At 61.1% G+C, this 15,461-nt stretch carries 11 protein-coding genes; 8 read left to right on the top strand and 3 right to left on the bottom strand.

Translation table 11 applies throughout. The annotated features are described in order from the left end of the window. Positions 1-28 precede the first annotated feature (28 nt). The 4 genes from TRIHO_RS16050 to TRIHO_RS16035 all read left to right on the top strand — a co-directional run bounded on the left by TRIHO_RS16050 (position 29) and on the right by TRIHO_RS16035 (position 4,677). Positions 29-760: a response regulator gene (locus TRIHO_RS16050; protein WP_068245866.1), complete on the top strand. Its 732-nt coding sequence runs from the start codon at positions 29-31 to the stop codon at positions 758-760. A gap of 92 nt (positions 761-852) precedes the next feature. Further along, positions 853-3,117, top strand: a complete 2,265-nt coding sequence (locus tag TRIHO_RS16045; protein WP_232367812.1) for a sensor histidine kinase — start codon at positions 853-855, stop codon at positions 3,115-3,117. Next, a complete protein-coding gene (locus TRIHO_RS16040) occupies positions 3,117-3,587 on the top strand; it encodes a response regulator (protein WP_068245860.1) in 471 nt (156 codons plus the stop codon). The genes TRIHO_RS16045 and TRIHO_RS16040 overlap by 1 nt, the downstream gene beginning before the upstream one ends. Next, the gene (locus TRIHO_RS16035) at positions 3,580-4,677 is read left to right on the top strand and encodes a sensor histidine kinase (protein ID WP_068245857.1); all 1,098 of its coding nucleotides are present in this window, start codon (positions 3,580-3,582) and stop codon (positions 4,675-4,677) included. The genes TRIHO_RS16040 and TRIHO_RS16035 overlap by 8 nt, the downstream gene beginning before the upstream one ends. Before the next feature lie 43 nt (positions 4,678-4,720). Here TRIHO_RS16035 and TRIHO_RS16030 read toward each other — a convergent pair whose 3' ends face one another. Beyond that, positions 4,721-5,755 (bottom strand): zinc ABC transporter substrate-binding protein, encoded by a 1,035-nt coding sequence (locus TRIHO_RS16030; RefSeq protein WP_068245854.1) that lies wholly within the window; start codon positions 5,753-5,755, stop codon positions 4,721-4,723. A gap of 109 nt (positions 5,756-5,864) precedes the next feature. Here TRIHO_RS16030 and TRIHO_RS16025 point away from each other — a divergent pair, with 109 nt between their 5' ends. From TRIHO_RS16025 to TRIHO_RS16015, 3 genes are read left to right on the top strand one after another with little or no spacing between them, the layout of a single operon-like run. After that, positions 5,865-6,335: a transcriptional repressor gene (locus TRIHO_RS16025; RefSeq protein ID WP_068245851.1), complete on the top strand. Its 471-nt coding sequence runs from the start codon at positions 5,865-5,867 to the stop codon at positions 6,333-6,335. A 5-nt stretch (positions 6,336-6,340) separates the two neighbouring features. Continuing rightward, positions 6,341-7,108, top strand: a complete 768-nt coding sequence (locus tag TRIHO_RS16020) for a metal ABC transporter ATP-binding protein (protein ID WP_068245846.1) — start codon at positions 6,341-6,343, stop codon at positions 7,106-7,108. Beyond that, on the top strand, positions 7,105-7,908 hold the full coding sequence (locus tag TRIHO_RS16015) for a metal ABC transporter permease (RefSeq protein ID WP_068245843.1): 804 nt from the start codon (positions 7,105-7,107) through the stop codon (positions 7,906-7,908). The genes TRIHO_RS16020 and TRIHO_RS16015 overlap by 4 nt, the downstream gene beginning before the upstream one ends. A gap of 42 nt (positions 7,909-7,950) precedes the next feature. Here TRIHO_RS16015 and TRIHO_RS16010 read toward each other — a convergent pair whose 3' ends face one another. Both TRIHO_RS16010 and TRIHO_RS16005 read right to left on the bottom strand, forming a co-directional pair. Then, positions 7,951-10,272 (bottom strand): response regulator, encoded by a 2,322-nt coding sequence (locus TRIHO_RS16010; RefSeq protein WP_082705167.1) that lies wholly within the window; start codon positions 10,270-10,272, stop codon positions 7,951-7,953. Continuing rightward, positions 10,269-11,165: a PhnD/SsuA/transferrin family substrate-binding protein gene (locus TRIHO_RS16005; RefSeq protein WP_068245837.1), complete on the bottom strand. Its 897-nt coding sequence runs from the start codon at positions 11,163-11,165 to the stop codon at positions 10,269-10,271. The genes TRIHO_RS16010 and TRIHO_RS16005 overlap by 4 nt, the downstream gene beginning before the upstream one ends. 287 nt (positions 11,166-11,452) lie before the next feature. On the opposite strand from TRIHO_RS16005, the gene TRIHO_RS16000 reads away from it, so the two are divergent. Next, entirely contained in the window at positions 11,453-15,424 is a 3,972-nt protein-coding gene (locus TRIHO_RS16000) for a PEP/pyruvate-binding domain-containing protein (RefSeq protein ID WP_068245834.1), read from the top strand. The last annotated feature ends 37 nt before the right edge of the window (positions 15,425-15,461 follow it).

Below are 15,461 nucleotides of genomic sequence, written 5' to 3'. Positions count from 1 at the left end.
ACCGCTGTGCATGAGTAAAGGTCAAGAAATGTCAAAGATGCAAATTCAGGATTATCCATTGAAAACAGGGGCAAAACCGATGCTCCTGAACGTCCTTTCTATCGATGATGATGAAATGGACCGGATGCGGTTGCTAAAAATCTGTCGCAAGGCGGGGCTGATGGTCGATTTTACCGAAGCTGCCAACCTCGATGAAATGCGCGAATGCCTTGATATCGAAAGCTTCGACCTTGTCTTCATCGACCACAATCTCGGGATGGACACAGGTCTCGATGCGCTTGGCATTCTTCTTGCGCATGAGGAACAGGTCACCGCAATTCCGATCATGCTGACCTCCTCCGTTGACTATCACATCGCGGTCGAGGCGATGCGCCGGGGCTGCGCCGACTATATCGTCAAGGACGAACTGACGGTCGACGCGCTGATCAAATCGGTGACATCCGCCATTGAACGCCGCGCGCTTTACGGGGCGCTGACCGATGCGCGCGCCTCCGAATCTGAATTGAAATCGGTGTTTGAACGGTTCATGGTCAGCTGTGGCCCGGAAATGCGCGAACTGCTGCGGCGCAGCATGATGGGGGTCCGCGCGGTCAAGATGCAAGCGCGGGACGACGATACCGTTGATCCAACCCTGTTGTCGAACCTGTCCATGTTTGAACGCAGCGCCAAAGACCTCGTGGTCTTTATGGACGATCTGGAAAGCGTGGTCGGTGAAGGGCGCCGTCTGACGGTCAACGAATTGCGAAAACGCATCCAATAACGGATCGTCCCCCGGTTGGAGTGTTGCTGAGTATCGCGCGCCAGGTGTTTTTGGGGCGCGGAGTGTGTTCGAGGTAAACTGGGAGCAATTTCGTGCCGCTCACGCAAATGTCCATCAAGTTCAAGGTGGCTCTCGCGGTTTCCTTGGTTCTCGGAGTCTGCTTCAGCCTCTTTTTCACGTTGAATTACCGCGACACAGTGCAACGCATCCGCACCCATGCGGAACAGTTGATCACCGTCAACCACCAGCTTCATGCGACCTATGTCCAGGAAACATTGGTGGCCATGACGCAGGACTCGGAGACGATCGTCGGGTTCCCGCCGATTTCCGGCATCTTTCGCAGCCTTGCTGCCGCAGATCAGGTGGATCCCCTCGATGGATCCACCCTGGATGACTGGCGCGGGCGGCTGGAAACCCTGTTCGCCAGCTTGATCAAGAGCCGCGGGACCTACAGCCAGATCCGCCTGCTGTTACCGCAGAACAACTGGCGCGAATTCGTTCGTGTTGATCGCAATCAGGACGAGGTGCGGATCGTGCCCCGATCCGCGCTACAGCCCAAGGGGCAGGAACCCTATATCCGACGGCTCATCGCGCCGCCGCCGCAGGATTTCCAGTTTTCGAATGTCACCCGCAATCGCGAATTCGGGCGGGTCGCCGGTCCCCCGACCCTGCGCTCGATGAAGCGGATCGAGGCGGCAGACGGAACGCTTTTGGGCGCAATCGTGCTCAACTCCCATATTTCCGAACTGCTGACCCGGCCGCGACCGCCCAACCAGATCGGCCATGTCTACTACGCGATTGAAAACACCGCATCGCCGATTGCCGAAATCGTAACCGCCGACCTGACCTTTCTGTCCCATTCCGAGGGCGCGCCGGACTTTCCGAACTGGATGCAGGTCGCCGATCTCCCGGCGGGTCACCTGATCGCCGACGGGCACGGCCAGGGCCATTTTGTCACCGAAGTCAGGGCAGCCACCTCGGACAAACCCTTCAGCATCAAGATCATCAGCAAGCTCGATATGCAGCCCCTTTTTGCCGAAGCCTGGACCGAGCTGCGGCGCGATCTGCGCAATGCGACGCTCCTGACCATACTGGCCTCCTGCCTCGCCTATGCCTTTACCGCGCGACTTCATGCGCCGCTGGAACAGTTGCTTGGTGAAATCAAAAGCAGCAGCCAGACCCTGCAACCGCTCAGCCGAGATTTTTCCGGCGGGGACGAAGTCTCCGTTCTGGCGCAGAATTTTACCCAGTTGATCAACAGCCTGATCCGGGAAACACAGCGGCTGGACATGATCCTCAAGAACGCCGCCGAGGGGGTCCTGACGCTCCACAGCGATGGGCGGATCGAGGATGCCAACCCCAAGGCCCAGTCCATTTTCGGCCGCGCCGCCGGGGATCTTCTGGGACGCAACCTGATCGACCTGCTGGAGAACGAGGATCAGGTCTCGCTGGCAACCCTGGAGGAGGCCCGCAACCAGGCCGGGCGCGAACCGCTGCGGCGCGAGGTCAGGCTGACCCGTCAGGACGGCACCGATCTGACGGTCCAGGTCGCGTTTCAACACGCCCATCATTCCGATGGTCAGCGGTTCATCGTCATGTTGCGCGACATCACAGCGCGGGTCGCCGCCATGCGGCAGTCCGAGGCGCTGATCAACGCGTTGAAGAAATCCAACGCCGAACTGGACCAATTTGCCTATGTCGCATCGCATGACCTCAAGGCGCCGCTGCGGGTCATCAGCAATGCGGTCTCCTGGCTGGAGGAAGATCTGGAACCCTACCTGAACGATGATACGCGCGAGAGCATGAACCTGCTGCACAGCCGCGCCAAACGGATGGAAGTGCTGTTGAACGATCTGCTACAGCATTCCCGGATCGGGCGTGTGGCCTCGCCCGAAACCCGCGTCTCTGGCAGCACCATGGCCAAAGGATTGCTCCAGCTTCTGGAAATTCCGGACGGCATCGAGATTCAGTTCTCGGACCGGTTCCTGGAGAGCCACATGCGCCAACTTCCGCTCGAAATCATTCTTGTTAACCTAATCGGAAACAGCATCAAGCATCATGACAAGGCCGTCGGCCACATCTCGGTGGATGTTGTGAATCAGGACGATTTTCTGACCTTCCGTGTCGAGGATGACGGACCAGGGATCGAACCTGCCTACCACGAAAGGATTTTCGAAGTGTTCCAGACCCTTCAGTCCCGCGACCAGCTTGAAAGCAGCGGTATGGGCCTGGCCTTCGTCAAGAAGCACATCGACGTGGCAGGGGGCAGCATCAGCGTCATGTCTGACGGCACGCGGGGCACGGTCTTTGAATTCCGTTGGCCCAAGGACCTTGGACAACAGGAGCGGGCCGCATAATGGACAATCTGCATGAGGCGCGCACCAGCAGCGTCGAGATCATCCTGGTCGAAGACGACGATGGTGATGCCAAGGCGATCCGCCGCGCTTTTGTCAAGGCGCGGGTCGCCAATCCGCTCATCCGCTTTCGCAATGGCGTCGACGCACTGGCCTATCTGAAGGGCGAAACAGACACAAAACCGCCACGTCAGTTCGTGGTCATGAGCGATATCAACATGCCGAAAATGTCCGGGATCGAGCTGCTGGAGGAAATCCGGCAGGATCCGCTGCTCAAGCAGACGTTGTTCTTTGTCCTGACCACATCGGACGACGAACGCGACATTTCGGCCGCCTATTTCAACAATGTGGCCGGCTATATCCTGAAATCCCGCGCCGGGGACATGTTCATCGAGCTGATGTCGGTGATGAACAGTTTCTGGCGGTTTGTAGAGCTGCCCATTATTGACGTTCGGAGCCCGCAGGATGGTTGAAAAAAACATACTGATCGTTGACGACGATCTTGGCGATCGCAAACTCATGCGGCGTCATTTTGCCAGTCTTTATCCCTCTGCCACGATCCTGGAGGCCGAGAACGGCGATGCCGCCCTCGCCTTCAGCGGCGAGGAGATCGAGGTCATCTTCCTGGACTATCTTCTGCCGGGGGTGTCCGGTCTGGATCTGTTGTCCAGCTTTTTCCGTCACTGGCCCCGTTCGGTGATCTTTATCATGACCGGTCAGGGCGACGAGGAAATTGCAAAAAGCGCGATTTTGAGCGGCGCTGCCGATTATATCGCGAAATCCTCGATCAATCCCGGCGCCTTGCACCGGATGATTGGCAATGGGCTGCAGGTTGCGCGGATGCGCTGGCGGATCGAAGAACATCAAAAGGAACTTCAGCAGTTCTCGGATGTTCTGGTGCACGACCTGCGCGCGCCGATCCGCGCTATCAAGTTCCTGAGCGACCAAATCCTCGAGGATTTCGAGGCCGGCGAACTGGATGAGGTCAAGCGCGAGTTTGACCTGATGAAGCGTTCCGTCACCAAGATGTCCGACCTCATCGAACGGCTTGCCAGCCACATCAACCCCCATAGCGAAGGGTCGCCGGAAGCCGTCCCCGCAGAAAGTCTGGTGGAATCGGCCTGTATGGCGGTGGCGCAGGATATCGCCAATTCAGATGCCACGATCGAAACCGATCTTCAGGATCTCGATGTGCTGTGCTTCCCACCGGATGTCTCGCAGCTGCTGCAAAACCTGATCGGCAATTCAATCAAGTACCGCAGCGGCTCCCCGCCAAAGATCAATATCAGCGCTCGCACGCTCAGCGATGGGGTGCAGTTCACCATCGCCGACAACGGCATTGGGGTTCCAGACGAGTACCGCGACCGGATTTTTGAACCTTTCAAGCGGTTGCAGCGCAGCAGCGACCTACCCGGAACCGGCTTGGGGCTGGCGACCTGCGCCAAGATCGCCAAACGCCACAATGGCGAAATCTGGTGCGATGCAAATGTCTCTGACGGAACCACAATCCACTTCACCTTGCGGCTGCGGCACAACATTGAATCCCTGACCAAACGGGCCTGACACGGCCCGTGTCAGACCTGTTTGAGCGTGGGTCCCATCCGGGTCAATCCGTCAGGCAGGCCTCGAACTGCGCCCCGGTCTGGGCGAGCAATTCGGTATAGAACTGCGGCCCCGCCGCAATACCAACGCCAATCGGATCGATGACCAGTGCCTTCAGCTCTGTTCCTTTGGTGACCGTTTCAACAAGGCCGGGATCAAACTGCGGCTCGGCAAAGACACATGTCACGCCCGCGTCGGCCACCGCCGTGCGGATCGCTGAAATGCGCGCCACGCTCGGCGTTGTCGCATCGCTCAGAGAGATGGCCCCCAAGGCCCGCAGACCAAAGCTGTTCTCAAAATACTGATAGGCATCGTGAAAGACGACAAATTCGCCCGTGCCACCGGCCAGCGATTTTGTCAGTTCGCGGGTGACCGCATCAATCTCCGCCTGTCCGGCCAGGGCGTTGCTCTGGTAGATTTCGGCATTGGCTGGATCAATGTCAGACAGAGCTTCGGCGATCAGGGCCAGCCAGTGTTTGCCATTCTGTGGCGCCAGCCAGGCATGCGGGTCAACGCCAGAATGATCGTGGTCCGCGTGACCGTGGTCATGATCATCCGGCTCATGGTCATGCGCCTCGTGATCATGGTCGTCGTGACCGTGGTCGTCATGGCCATGTGCGTCATGATCATGGCCCTCGTGATCCTCGTGGCCGTCGTGATCCTGCGCCTTGTCCACCGCAAACAGCACCTCCTGACGGAAATCAAAGGTCAGGGTGCCTGGGGTTTCCAGCAGCTCAATCACCGTCGCATCCGTCGCCAGTTGCCCAAGCGGCCCCTCAAGCCAGGGTTCCAACCCGTGCCCGACCCAGACCACCAGATCCGCCGAGGACAGGGCACGGGCATCCGAGGGGCGCAGGCTGTACCCATGCGGCGACGCGCCCGGTGGCACCAGAACATCCGCCGTGCCAACCCCCTCCATCACCCGCGCAACCAACCCCTGCACCGGTGCAATATCAGTGACAACGCGCGGGGCCTGCGCCAGTGCAGGCAGGGCAACACTGCAAGACAGCAACGCAGACAAAAGGGCGGTACGGGACATATCGGAGGCTCCAGCTAGAGGTGTTATATCATAACGATTTGATGGGTTGATAAACGTCATGTTGTAACATATCAATCCCCAAAACCACCATCCGACCCGAGGAGCCTTCATGGACAGCATCGGCTTTGCGTCACACGACCATACCCGCTGCATTGCCAGCGGTCTGGCCGCCGTAGACCGCTACTGCGCGGAGCGACGGCTCCAGTTCACGCCCGTGCGGCGCCGGGTTCTGGAAATTCTTCTGCAGCGCCATCAGGCCCTTGGCGCCTATGACATTCTGAATGACCTCCGGGAGGAGGGGCTCGGCTCACAGCCGCCGGTCGCCTATCGGGCGCTCGATTTTCTGGTCAAACACGGGTTCGTGCACAAAATCGAACGGCTGAACGCCTTTATCGCCTGCATGCATCCCGGCGAGACCCATACCCCTGTCTTTATGATTTGCCGCCACTGCGACAGCGTGGCCGAGGCGCAGCGCGAACCGATGCAGGGTCAACTGGGCGAAGTCGCGCGCGCGGCCGGTTTCCTGATCGAGCGCACCGTCGTCGAGGCAGAGGGCCTGTGTCCGAAATGTCAGGAGTGACCGCGATGCGGCTGCTTTCGCTCCGTCAGGCCACCATTCGCCACAGCGGTACACCTGCGCTGGAGGGCGTCGATTTTCACATCGACAAAGGCGAGATTGTCACCATCCTGGGCCCCAATGGGTCGGGTAAATCCACCCTTCTGCGCAGCCTGATCGGCGCATTGCCCCTCAGCAGTGGCACATTGGACCGCGCGCCGGGGCTTCGGATCGGCTATGTGCCGCAAAAACTGCATATCGACCCGACGCTGCCGCTGACCGTGCGCCGGTTTCTCAGCCTGCCCAAGCGCATTCCCAATGCCGTCGCCGAAGCGGCGCTGGACGATGTTGGCCTGCCCGATCTGGGCGATCATCCCATGGCCGGGCTGTCGGGTGGACAGTTCCAGCGCGTCCTGCTGGCCCGCGCCCTGTTGATCCGGCCCGATCTCTTGATTCTGGACGAAGCAACCCAAGGGCTGGATCAACCCGGCTCCGCCGCGTTTTACCAGAAGATCGAACAGGTGCGCGCCGACCTGGGCTGCGCAGTGCTGATGGTCAGCCACGAATTGCACGTTGTCATGGCCGCCTCTGATCGGGTGATCTGCCTCAATGGGCATGTCTGCTGCGAGGGCGCCCCGGCGCAGGTCGCCAGCGCACCGGAGTATCAGGCGCTCTTTGGCACCGGCACCCACGGCACGCTGGCGCTGTACCGGCACGAACACGACCACAGCCACGACCATGATCACGGCCCCGGCTGCGATCATGGTCCGGCAGAGCATGGGCACCCCCAGCCATGACCCTATTTGACGACTTTATCGTATTGGCCGCATTGGCTGGTATCGGCGTTGCCATCGCCGCCGCGCCGTTGGGCTGTTTTGTGGTCTGGCGGCGGATGGCCTATTTTGGTGATGCGACCGCCCATGCCTCCATCCTCGGGGTGGCGCTGGCGCTGACCTTTGACACCTCGATCCTGGCTGGCGTGCTGGTCACCGCGTTGTTGATGGCCGGAACCATCAGCGCCCTCAGCGACCGCGGCTATGCGATGGACACGCTGCTTGGGGTGATGGCCCATAGCGCGCTGGCGCTTGGGCTGGTTGCGGTGTCCTTTCTGCGGGATGTGCGCGTCGACCTGATGGCCTATCTGTTTGGTGATATTCTTGCGGTCTCGCTCACGGATATTGCGGTGGTCTGGATCGGGGCGGCGCTGGTGCTGGTCATCCTCTGGTGGCGCTGGTCGTCGCTGCTGACCGCCACGCTCAACCCGGAGCTGGCCCGCGCGTCAGGCATCGCGCCACACCGCGAACAACTGGTGCTGACACTGGCACTGGCCATCGTGGTGGCCGTCGCGATCAAGGTGGTTGGCGTGCTGTTGATCACCGCCATGCTGCTGATCCCCGCCGCCACTGCGCGCACCTTTTCCAACACGCCCGAGCGGATGGCCGTCATGGCCGCTCTGGTTGGGACGCTCTCGGTATTGGGCGGATTGCTGATGTCATTTCGGCTGGATACCCCGACCGGGCCGACGATCGTGGCGATGGGAACGGGGCTGTTTCTCGGGGCCAGCCTGATCACCTTTTTGCGCCGGTCGACGAGCTAGCTTGGACGGAACACGCGGAGCCCAACCACCGGGGCGCCGGTGTCACGCCTCCAATTCCTGCCGCCCTGTCACATCCTTGGCCTCGGCTTCCAGCGCCCATTTGTGCAGGGTCTCCAACAACGCCTGCTTGCGGATTGGTTTGCTCAGAAAATCATCCATGCCAACCGCGCGACAGGCGGTTTCATGGCTCTGCAAGGCATTTGCGGTCAGGGCGATAATCGGCACCCGAGTGGCGCCGATGGCCCCCTCAATGCGGCGGATTTCCTCTGTCGCCTCCAGCCCGTCCTTCACCGGCATCATCATGTCCATCAGCACCAGATCGGGACGCAGCGCCTGATACATGTCAATCGCCTCCTGGCCATTGGTGGCGATGGAAATCTCAACGTTTTCATTGGCCAGCATGCGCGACACAACCACCTGGTTGGTGCGGTTGTCCTCGGCCATCAGCAGGCTCAGCCGCCGTCCGCCCGGCAGGACCTGACCGGATGGGGTCACGGCCGTATCGGCGGCCGCACTTGCCCCCAGGGCCTGGCCCACCACCTGCCGCAACTGATCCGCCCGCACCGGCTTCAACACCTGATGACAGTCGCCGATCTCTGCCAGCATGGTCTGCGACAGGGCTGGATCAACCGAGGACAGCACCACAATCGGCAGCTTTTTGATATTGGGCAGCGCCCGGATGCGCATCGCCAGTTCGTAGCCGTCACAATCCGGCATGTTGAAATCGAGGAACACCAGATCGCACAGCTCCCCGGCGTCTTTCAACTCGTCCAGACGCAGCATCGCCTCCACGGCCGAATCCGCCTCGGTGACCCGCAACCCCCAGGACCGAAGCCGCTCGCCCAGGATCCGGCGGTTCAGTTCCAGATCGTCGACCACCAATGCATGCAGCCCGGCAACCGGCTGATCCGGCGTGAAGGCCAGCGGCGCCCGGTCGCTGATCGGCAGGCTGACCTCGATGGTAAAGACAGATCCGGTCCCCTCTCTGGAGGTCACATGCAGACGCCCTTGCATCAGGTGCAGCAGCCGGGTCGAAATGGCCAACCCCAGCCCGGTGCCCTCGAAACTGCGCGTCGCGGCCCCATCCGCCTGCTCAAAAGCGTGAAAAATCTGGTCGAGTTTCTCTGCCGGGATACCAATGCCGGTATCCGCAACCGAGATCCGAAGCGCCATCTCGTTGCCGACGGCCTGATTGCCGGACACATCAATATGGACCGACCCCTGCGCGGTGAACTTGACCGCGTTGCCCACCACATTGGTAACGATCTGACGGAACCGGCCCGCGTCGCCTTCGTAGAATTCCTGCAGATCCGGATCGTAGCGCAGGGTCAGCTGCACCCATTTCTCTGCCGCCTTGGGCGCCAGCAGCATCACCACTTCCTCAACCACGGTCCGCAGGTTGAAGGTCGACTTGTGCAGCTCCAGCTTGCCCGCCTCAATTTTCGAAAAATTCAGGATATCATTGATGATTGTCAGCAATGCGCTCCCCGATTTCACGATGGTTTCGGCGTACATCTGCTGATCCGGCGTCAGCTCGGTTTCGTGCAGAACTTCGGCCATGCCGATGACCCCGTTCATCGGGGTGCGGATCTCATGGCTCATATTGGCGAGGAATTCGGATTTGGCCCGACTGGCAATCTCGGCCTGCTCGCGCGCCGCTTCCAGCGCCGCTTCGCGTTCGTCCCGCTGGGCCAGGCTGTCTTCCAGCACCGCAACCGAGGCATCCAGCGCCTGATATTCCCGGCTGGCGTACCAGGGCAGTTGGAAATCTTTGGTCTGCCCCCCGGCCACCGCATTGGACATCCGCCCATGCACCACCTGCAGCGGGCTCAGCGCCAGCCGATAGACCAGATACAACATCAGCAGGGACATGGCGACCACGGCAAGGATGGTCCAGGTGATCGACTGACGCACCTTTTCCATCACCATGATCCGACCTTCTTTGGTCGACCATTGCACCACCATGGTCCCAAAGACAAATCCCTCGTATTCGACGGGACGGCGGTACATCACATAGCCTTCGGTGGCTGCGGCAACGGCGTTGGAGGCCTCCGCCACCACTTCGCCCTCGCCGTTTTCAATGTGGATCGACAGGATCTTGGGGTACCGCGTGATCGCCTCCACCAGCCCGGTTTCAAGAACCGGCACATCCTCGACGATGATCGCCTCCAGCAGCAGCCCGCTCAGCAGTGAAACGGTTAGATTGGCCTGTTCGCTCAGCTGGTCGCTGACACGTTGCACCTCATACCGCCGCGCGACTCCGCCGACCGCCACCACAACCAGCAGCGCAGCCAGCGACATCGAAACGATGATCTGTGGCAGGATGCCCGTGCGTTGCAAAAGTCTGTGAAGGGGAACCTTCAAAAGTCGCGGCTCCGTATCATCGCCTGTCGAACAAAATCATAATCGGAATCGGTCCCGGCAAGAAAGCCGTTTTTCGCGACTCGTTTCACCATTTCTTCATTCTTGGACGAAAGCATCACCTGTCGCATCGCGTTGAGAACCCGCGGATCAAGGTCGGCACGCGCCAGCCAGGGTTTGGTGACATTGTCAAAAGACACAAGGCTGCGAATGGGAACGCCCTTGGCAACCAGTTCCTTGAAGGTGCTTTCCTTCAACGCCCCGGCGCTGAATTTGCCGGCTCCGACCGCCTCGCCCACCAGATCGTGACGGCCGAGATATTCAAACCCGTGAAGATCCTGCCCGTCGATGTTCGCTTCCAGCAGGTAGGTTTGCGACAGGTAGCGGCCGATCGTCGACAGCTCGTCGCCAAAGGCAAAGGACAGGCCCGCCAGGTCCTCGACCTGATGGATATCGCTGTCGCGGTGCACCGCGATCACCCCTTTAAAGCGTTTTTCGCCCTTCTTGGATTCCATCGCAATGATCGAAATTCCGGCGTTCTGATCCATCGCGTGGATATAAGAGGCCGGGCCAAATCGCGCAAAATCGACCACACCATTGGCCAGATCCGCGATGCTGCCTTCGTAATCCTTGGAAATTCGCAGACGAATCGTCACCTCTTCGTCCAGCAACGCCTCCATCCGATTCTCCAGGAAGGTCAGGAACGGGCGATATTTGCGCACCGTCGCCGAAGGTTTGTCGGCGGCATAGGTGCCGAAGACCAACTCAATCTCCGCGCGTGCCGGAGATCCAGGGCCAAGCGCCGCCAAAGCCAACAGCGCCCCAAATGCCAAAACTTTGATGAATCTGACGCTTTTTTGGGCCTCACCCACGTCAATTGCTCGTGCCACAGGCATCAAACTCTCCTTTTCGGCCGGATAGATCGCTGGACATAAGAGTTCAGTGCCCACTTCCAACCATTTCAATGTCAAAGATAAGACGAAAACTTGTTGAAAACTAAGGGGTAATTTTTCTCACTTAGCAAAAATTAACCATCTGGAAAGGATTACGACGTTTCTTTGTCAGGACCTCGCAGCCAATGCCGGGGAATTCTTTCCGTTCAGAAGGACACCTAGTGACTACACTAAACACGCCGACTTGTATCACCCGGTCTGTTAAAATTTACTTTTGTTTATCGGTAAGCATGACCTTTTTCCTCACAAACGCTGCGCCCGCGCTGGCTATTCCGTCGCCTGAACTTGTTCTGGGGTCGGTCTCTTCGCTGTCGCAGATACTCGCATTGGTTGTGGCGCTGCTCTCCGGTTTTGGCGCCATGGTCGCCGGTCGGCTGGGGCTGAAACCCGGCACCTTTGGCCAGCGACGCTATCCGGTACGGCTGATCGCCGGCCTTGTGGCCGTGGCCGCGCTGCTGGCGGCGGCAAATCACTGGCAATGGCAGAGCCACAAAACCAAGGAGCTGCAGCGCCTGCAGGCCACGCTGTCCCGACCCGCGCAATTCGACGGCACCACGCTGAAAGATCCCAAGCTGAAGGAAACCAGCTACACCGCGCAGGAAACCCATCCGCAGGGCATCACCACAGCACAGGCCGCCGCGTTGCTGGCCAGCGACGATGTGCGCTTCTTCGACATCCGCGAAACGGCCGAACATGAGATGGGCACCCTGCCCGGCGCCACCCATGTGCGGTTTCCAGATTTTCAACAGTCGGTCCCGGTAGCGCCCGGCGAACGGGTGGTGCTGTTCTGTCACAACGGCAACCGCAGTTCGGAAACCTGCGCAGAGCTGGCCAAGATGGGCATCGATTGCAGCTTTGTCGCCGGCGGTATCGAGAAATGGATCGTGGAATCCCGTCCCTTCTCTGATGCAGAGGTCCAGAGCCTGTCGGACCTGCGCGCCATTCCAGACTATGAAAACAAGTCCCGCCTGCTGAGCACCGACGCCTTTACCAAGATGGTTCAGTCCGGCCCGCTGCAAATCGTGGACACGCGCTATCCGGGGAATTTCGCGGCCGGTCATTTGCCGGGGGCCATCAACATCCCGATCCGCGCCATCACCACGGAGGATCTGCGCAGCCGCATCGCCGCGCTGGAGGACAAGCCGACGGTCGTCGCCTGCTATGACCGGCGCAGCTGTTTCATGGGTCAGGTTCTGGGGCTGGAACTGACCCGCGCCGGTCTGCCCTTTGCCGGTCGATACACGCTGCCGTGGGAATATTTCGTGGCGCCGCCGCCGAAACCCCATGTCAGCGCCTGGCTGGCGGAACAGAACAAGACGGTCTGGACCAAGGCGGTCGCGGCCATCGGCACCGCGCTTCTGTGGGGACACGAACGGGCCCACCTGCTGGTCAGCCTGTTTGTGCTGGCGCTGGTCTCGCGGTTGATGGTGCTGCCGATTGCGCTGAAATCCGAACGCGACCAGATCACCCTGCGGATGCATAAACCCGAACTTCAGGCGGTCAAATCGCGCCTCGCCGCCGACCCGATGCGCAAATCCCGCGCCATCCAGGCCTTTTATGCCAAACACGGGCTGACACCGATGCGCAATCTGACCGCGCTGCTGTTCCTGCCCTTGATGATGCTTGGTCTGCAATCGGCGGAATTCGCCGCAACTGCCATTGCCGAACCCTTTCTCTGGGTGGCAGACCTCGGCGCGCCCGATCCCAGCTATATGGCCGCCCTGCTGACCTCCGCTCTGGGCGGTGTTTATCTGTTCAGCGCCATGGCCCGCGATCGCCGCAGCGCCGTCCTGTGGCTGGGCCTTGGCGTGCCGCTTTTGTTTGTGCTGACCATGGGGCTTTCGACGGCGGGGAATGTCTATCTCAGCATCAGCCTTGCGGGGTTGTTGCTACAGCATTTCTACGTGTCGGGAAAACTCGCCCGCGCCACCGTCACCCTGCGCCATATGGCGCGGCTGCCCCGCGGTGTGGTGACGCTCGACAACACCGCCCAACTGGCCCAGGCGGGCAACAAGGCGCTGCGCCTGTCCCAACTGGCCAACGCCGGCTTTCCAGTGCCCGATGGCATCGTCCTGACCGACCGCTACCTGGCGCAGTTTGAACAGGCCGCCCCGCAGCGACGCCAGCAGATGGCGGCCCGGCTCTGGCGGCAGATTGGTCCGACCCCCTGTGCTGTGCGATCCTCTGCCAGTCAGGAAGACGGCGCCGATCAAAGCTTTGCCGGGGTGTTTGACTCGGTGCTCGACGTGACCGGGCCCACCCTGCCCTCAGCCATCGAAACCGTGCTGGCCTCCTTCGGTTCCGCCCGCGCACAGAGCTATGGCGGAACCGACGACACCGCGCCCCGGAATGTCGCCGGGGCGGGCAATATCCTGATCCAGCACATGATCGAGGCCAGCTATGCCGGGGTGCTCTTTACCCAGGACCCGCAGGCACCCGGCATGATGCTGCTGGAATGGGTTGCGGGCAAGGGCGAGGATCTCGTCTCCGGCCGCGCCACCCCCAAGACGGCGCGGTTCGGGCGCTACAGTTTTGACGCCGCCGCCCATGGTGCCGAGGCCCCGTTTGACGCCCGTGCCCTGCTCGCGTTGGGGCGCCGGATCGAGACCCTGTTTGACGCGCCTCAGGATGTGGAATGGGCCTGGACCGAGGGGCAATTCTACATCCTGCAATCGCGCGACATCACCACCACCACCGTGGGCAGTGCCGAAGATCAGGCCCGCGCCCAGGAATGGCGCCGGCTCTTTGCCACCGTGACCGAGGACAATTGTGACCCGCAGATCACCCTGCTGGAACAAGACGAAATGAGCGAGGTCCTGCCCCGCCCGACCCCGCTGTCCTTCTCTTTGATGTCACAGATCTGGGCCCCCGGCGGCAGTCTCGACCTGGCCTGCCGTGCCTTGCGCCTGCCCTATACGCTGCCAGAAGCGCCAAACGCGCATCTGATCCGGCTGTTCGGCAAAACCTATGTCGATACCCGGCTGAAACAGCAGCTGACGATGGACCTCAGCGGCAATCGGGCGATCCGGCTGAAAAAACAGCTGACACCAACGCTGGACCGCTTCGCGCATGAGGTGCTGCCAGCGCTGAACGACACCGTCGAAGACTGGCGCGCGATCCGGTTCGAGGCCCTGCCCCGCGCCAAGATCCTCGACGCCATTTCCCGGCTGAAACAGGAATTCGTCACCGGCATCTATGTCGAGGCGGAAAAAATCAACCTGCTCTCGGCCTTTGCGATGAAAGAAGCCACCAGCGCCGCGCAGGGGGATCCGGCCCTGCGCAGCCACCTGATGCAGGCGGATCTGCACTACACGCCCGCCAGCCTCCTGGCGCAGTGTCACGGCACCGAGGAAGAGGCCCAGGCCATGGCCTTGCAGCGGATGGGGCACCGGGCGATGTTCGACTACGAACTGTCAACGCCGCGCTATGCCGAGGCACCCAGCCTGTTGTTTTCGCTCATGGAACCAGAGGTCAAACCGCTGCGCCCCTCCGTCATGCCCGCTGACCTGCCGACGGAACTGCGCCAGCTGATCGACACCGCTGTCGCCTATCAGGACCTCAAGGAACGCGCCAAACACGAGGCGATGCGGCTTTTGGCCGAACTGCGCCGCGCGCTGGTGGCGCTTGGGGCAGAGAGCGGCCTGGACGAGCTGGTGTTTCACCTCACCATCGAGGAGCTGTTGCAGGGCGATTGGTCGAAACCGGAGCACCTGCGCCAGATCGCAGACGCCCGCCGCAGCCATGACGCGTTGGCCCGCAAATCGGCGCCCACGCAGACCCAGCTCAGTCTGGCGGATTGCGAACAGCTCTCGGCCGGGTCAATCGGCGCCGCTGCGGACGGCCCCATGCATGGCACCTGCGTCGCCGGCTCCGGTGAGGCAACCGGCCGGGCCTTTCGCGTCGCCGACGAGGCCAGCTTTGGCGAGGCGGCCTTTGTGGGGTTTGCGCCGGGGGACATCATCCTTTGCGACATGGTCAACCCGGCCTGGCTGCCACAGTTGCAACAGGCCGGCGCCGTGGTCAGCGCCGTCGGCGGCTGGCTCAGCCATATGGCCATCGTCGCCCGCGAAAAGGACATCCTGATGCTGGTTGGCGCGACCGGTCTCGACGGGCTTGAACAGGGGGAAACCATCACCGTGACCGACAGCGGCGAGATCCGGCAGCCGCAGGCCGAAGGATCAGAACAGGCCCGCCGCGCCTGACCGCCACATGGTCCGGGCCGCCCCATGTGGCCCGGAC

This window comes from Tritonibacter horizontis (assembly GCF_001518015.1).
GTDB classification, from domain to species: Bacteria; Pseudomonadota; Alphaproteobacteria; order Rhodobacterales; family Rhodobacteraceae; genus Epibacterium; species Epibacterium horizontis.
Note: the sequence above shows the minus strand (reverse complement) of the source record. Positions and strands in the feature narration are given on the sequence as shown.

What these genes read in the sequence shown, in the direction of transcription:
- TRIHO_RS16050 (WP_068245866.1), top strand. Translation starts at nt 29, where the DNA reads ATGTCAAAGATGCAAATTCAGGATTATCCATTGAAAACAGGGGCAAAA.
- TRIHO_RS16040 (WP_068245860.1), top strand. Translation starts at nt 3,117, where the DNA reads ATGGACAATCTGCATGAGGCGCGCACCAGCAGCGTCGAGATCATCCTG.
- TRIHO_RS16035 (WP_068245857.1), top strand. Translation starts at nt 3,580, where the DNA reads ATGGTTGAAAAAAACATACTGATCGTTGACGACGATCTTGGCGATCGC.
- TRIHO_RS16030 (WP_068245854.1), bottom strand. Translation starts at nt 5,755, where the DNA reads ATGTCCCGTACCGCCCTTTTGTCTGCGTTGCTGTCTTGCAGTGTTGCC.
- TRIHO_RS16025 (WP_068245851.1), top strand. Translation starts at nt 5,865, where the DNA reads ATGGACAGCATCGGCTTTGCGTCACACGACCATACCCGCTGCATTGCC.
- TRIHO_RS16020 (WP_068245846.1), top strand. Translation starts at nt 6,341, where the DNA reads ATGCGGCTGCTTTCGCTCCGTCAGGCCACCATTCGCCACAGCGGTACA.
- TRIHO_RS16015 (WP_068245843.1), top strand. Translation starts at nt 7,105, where the DNA reads ATGACCCTATTTGACGACTTTATCGTATTGGCCGCATTGGCTGGTATC.
- TRIHO_RS16005 (WP_068245837.1), bottom strand. Translation starts at nt 11,165, where the DNA reads ATGCCTGTGGCACGAGCAATTGACGTGGGTGAGGCCCAAAAAAGCGTC.
- TRIHO_RS16000 (WP_068245834.1), top strand. Translation starts at nt 11,453, where the DNA reads ATGACCTTTTTCCTCACAAACGCTGCGCCCGCGCTGGCTATTCCGTCG.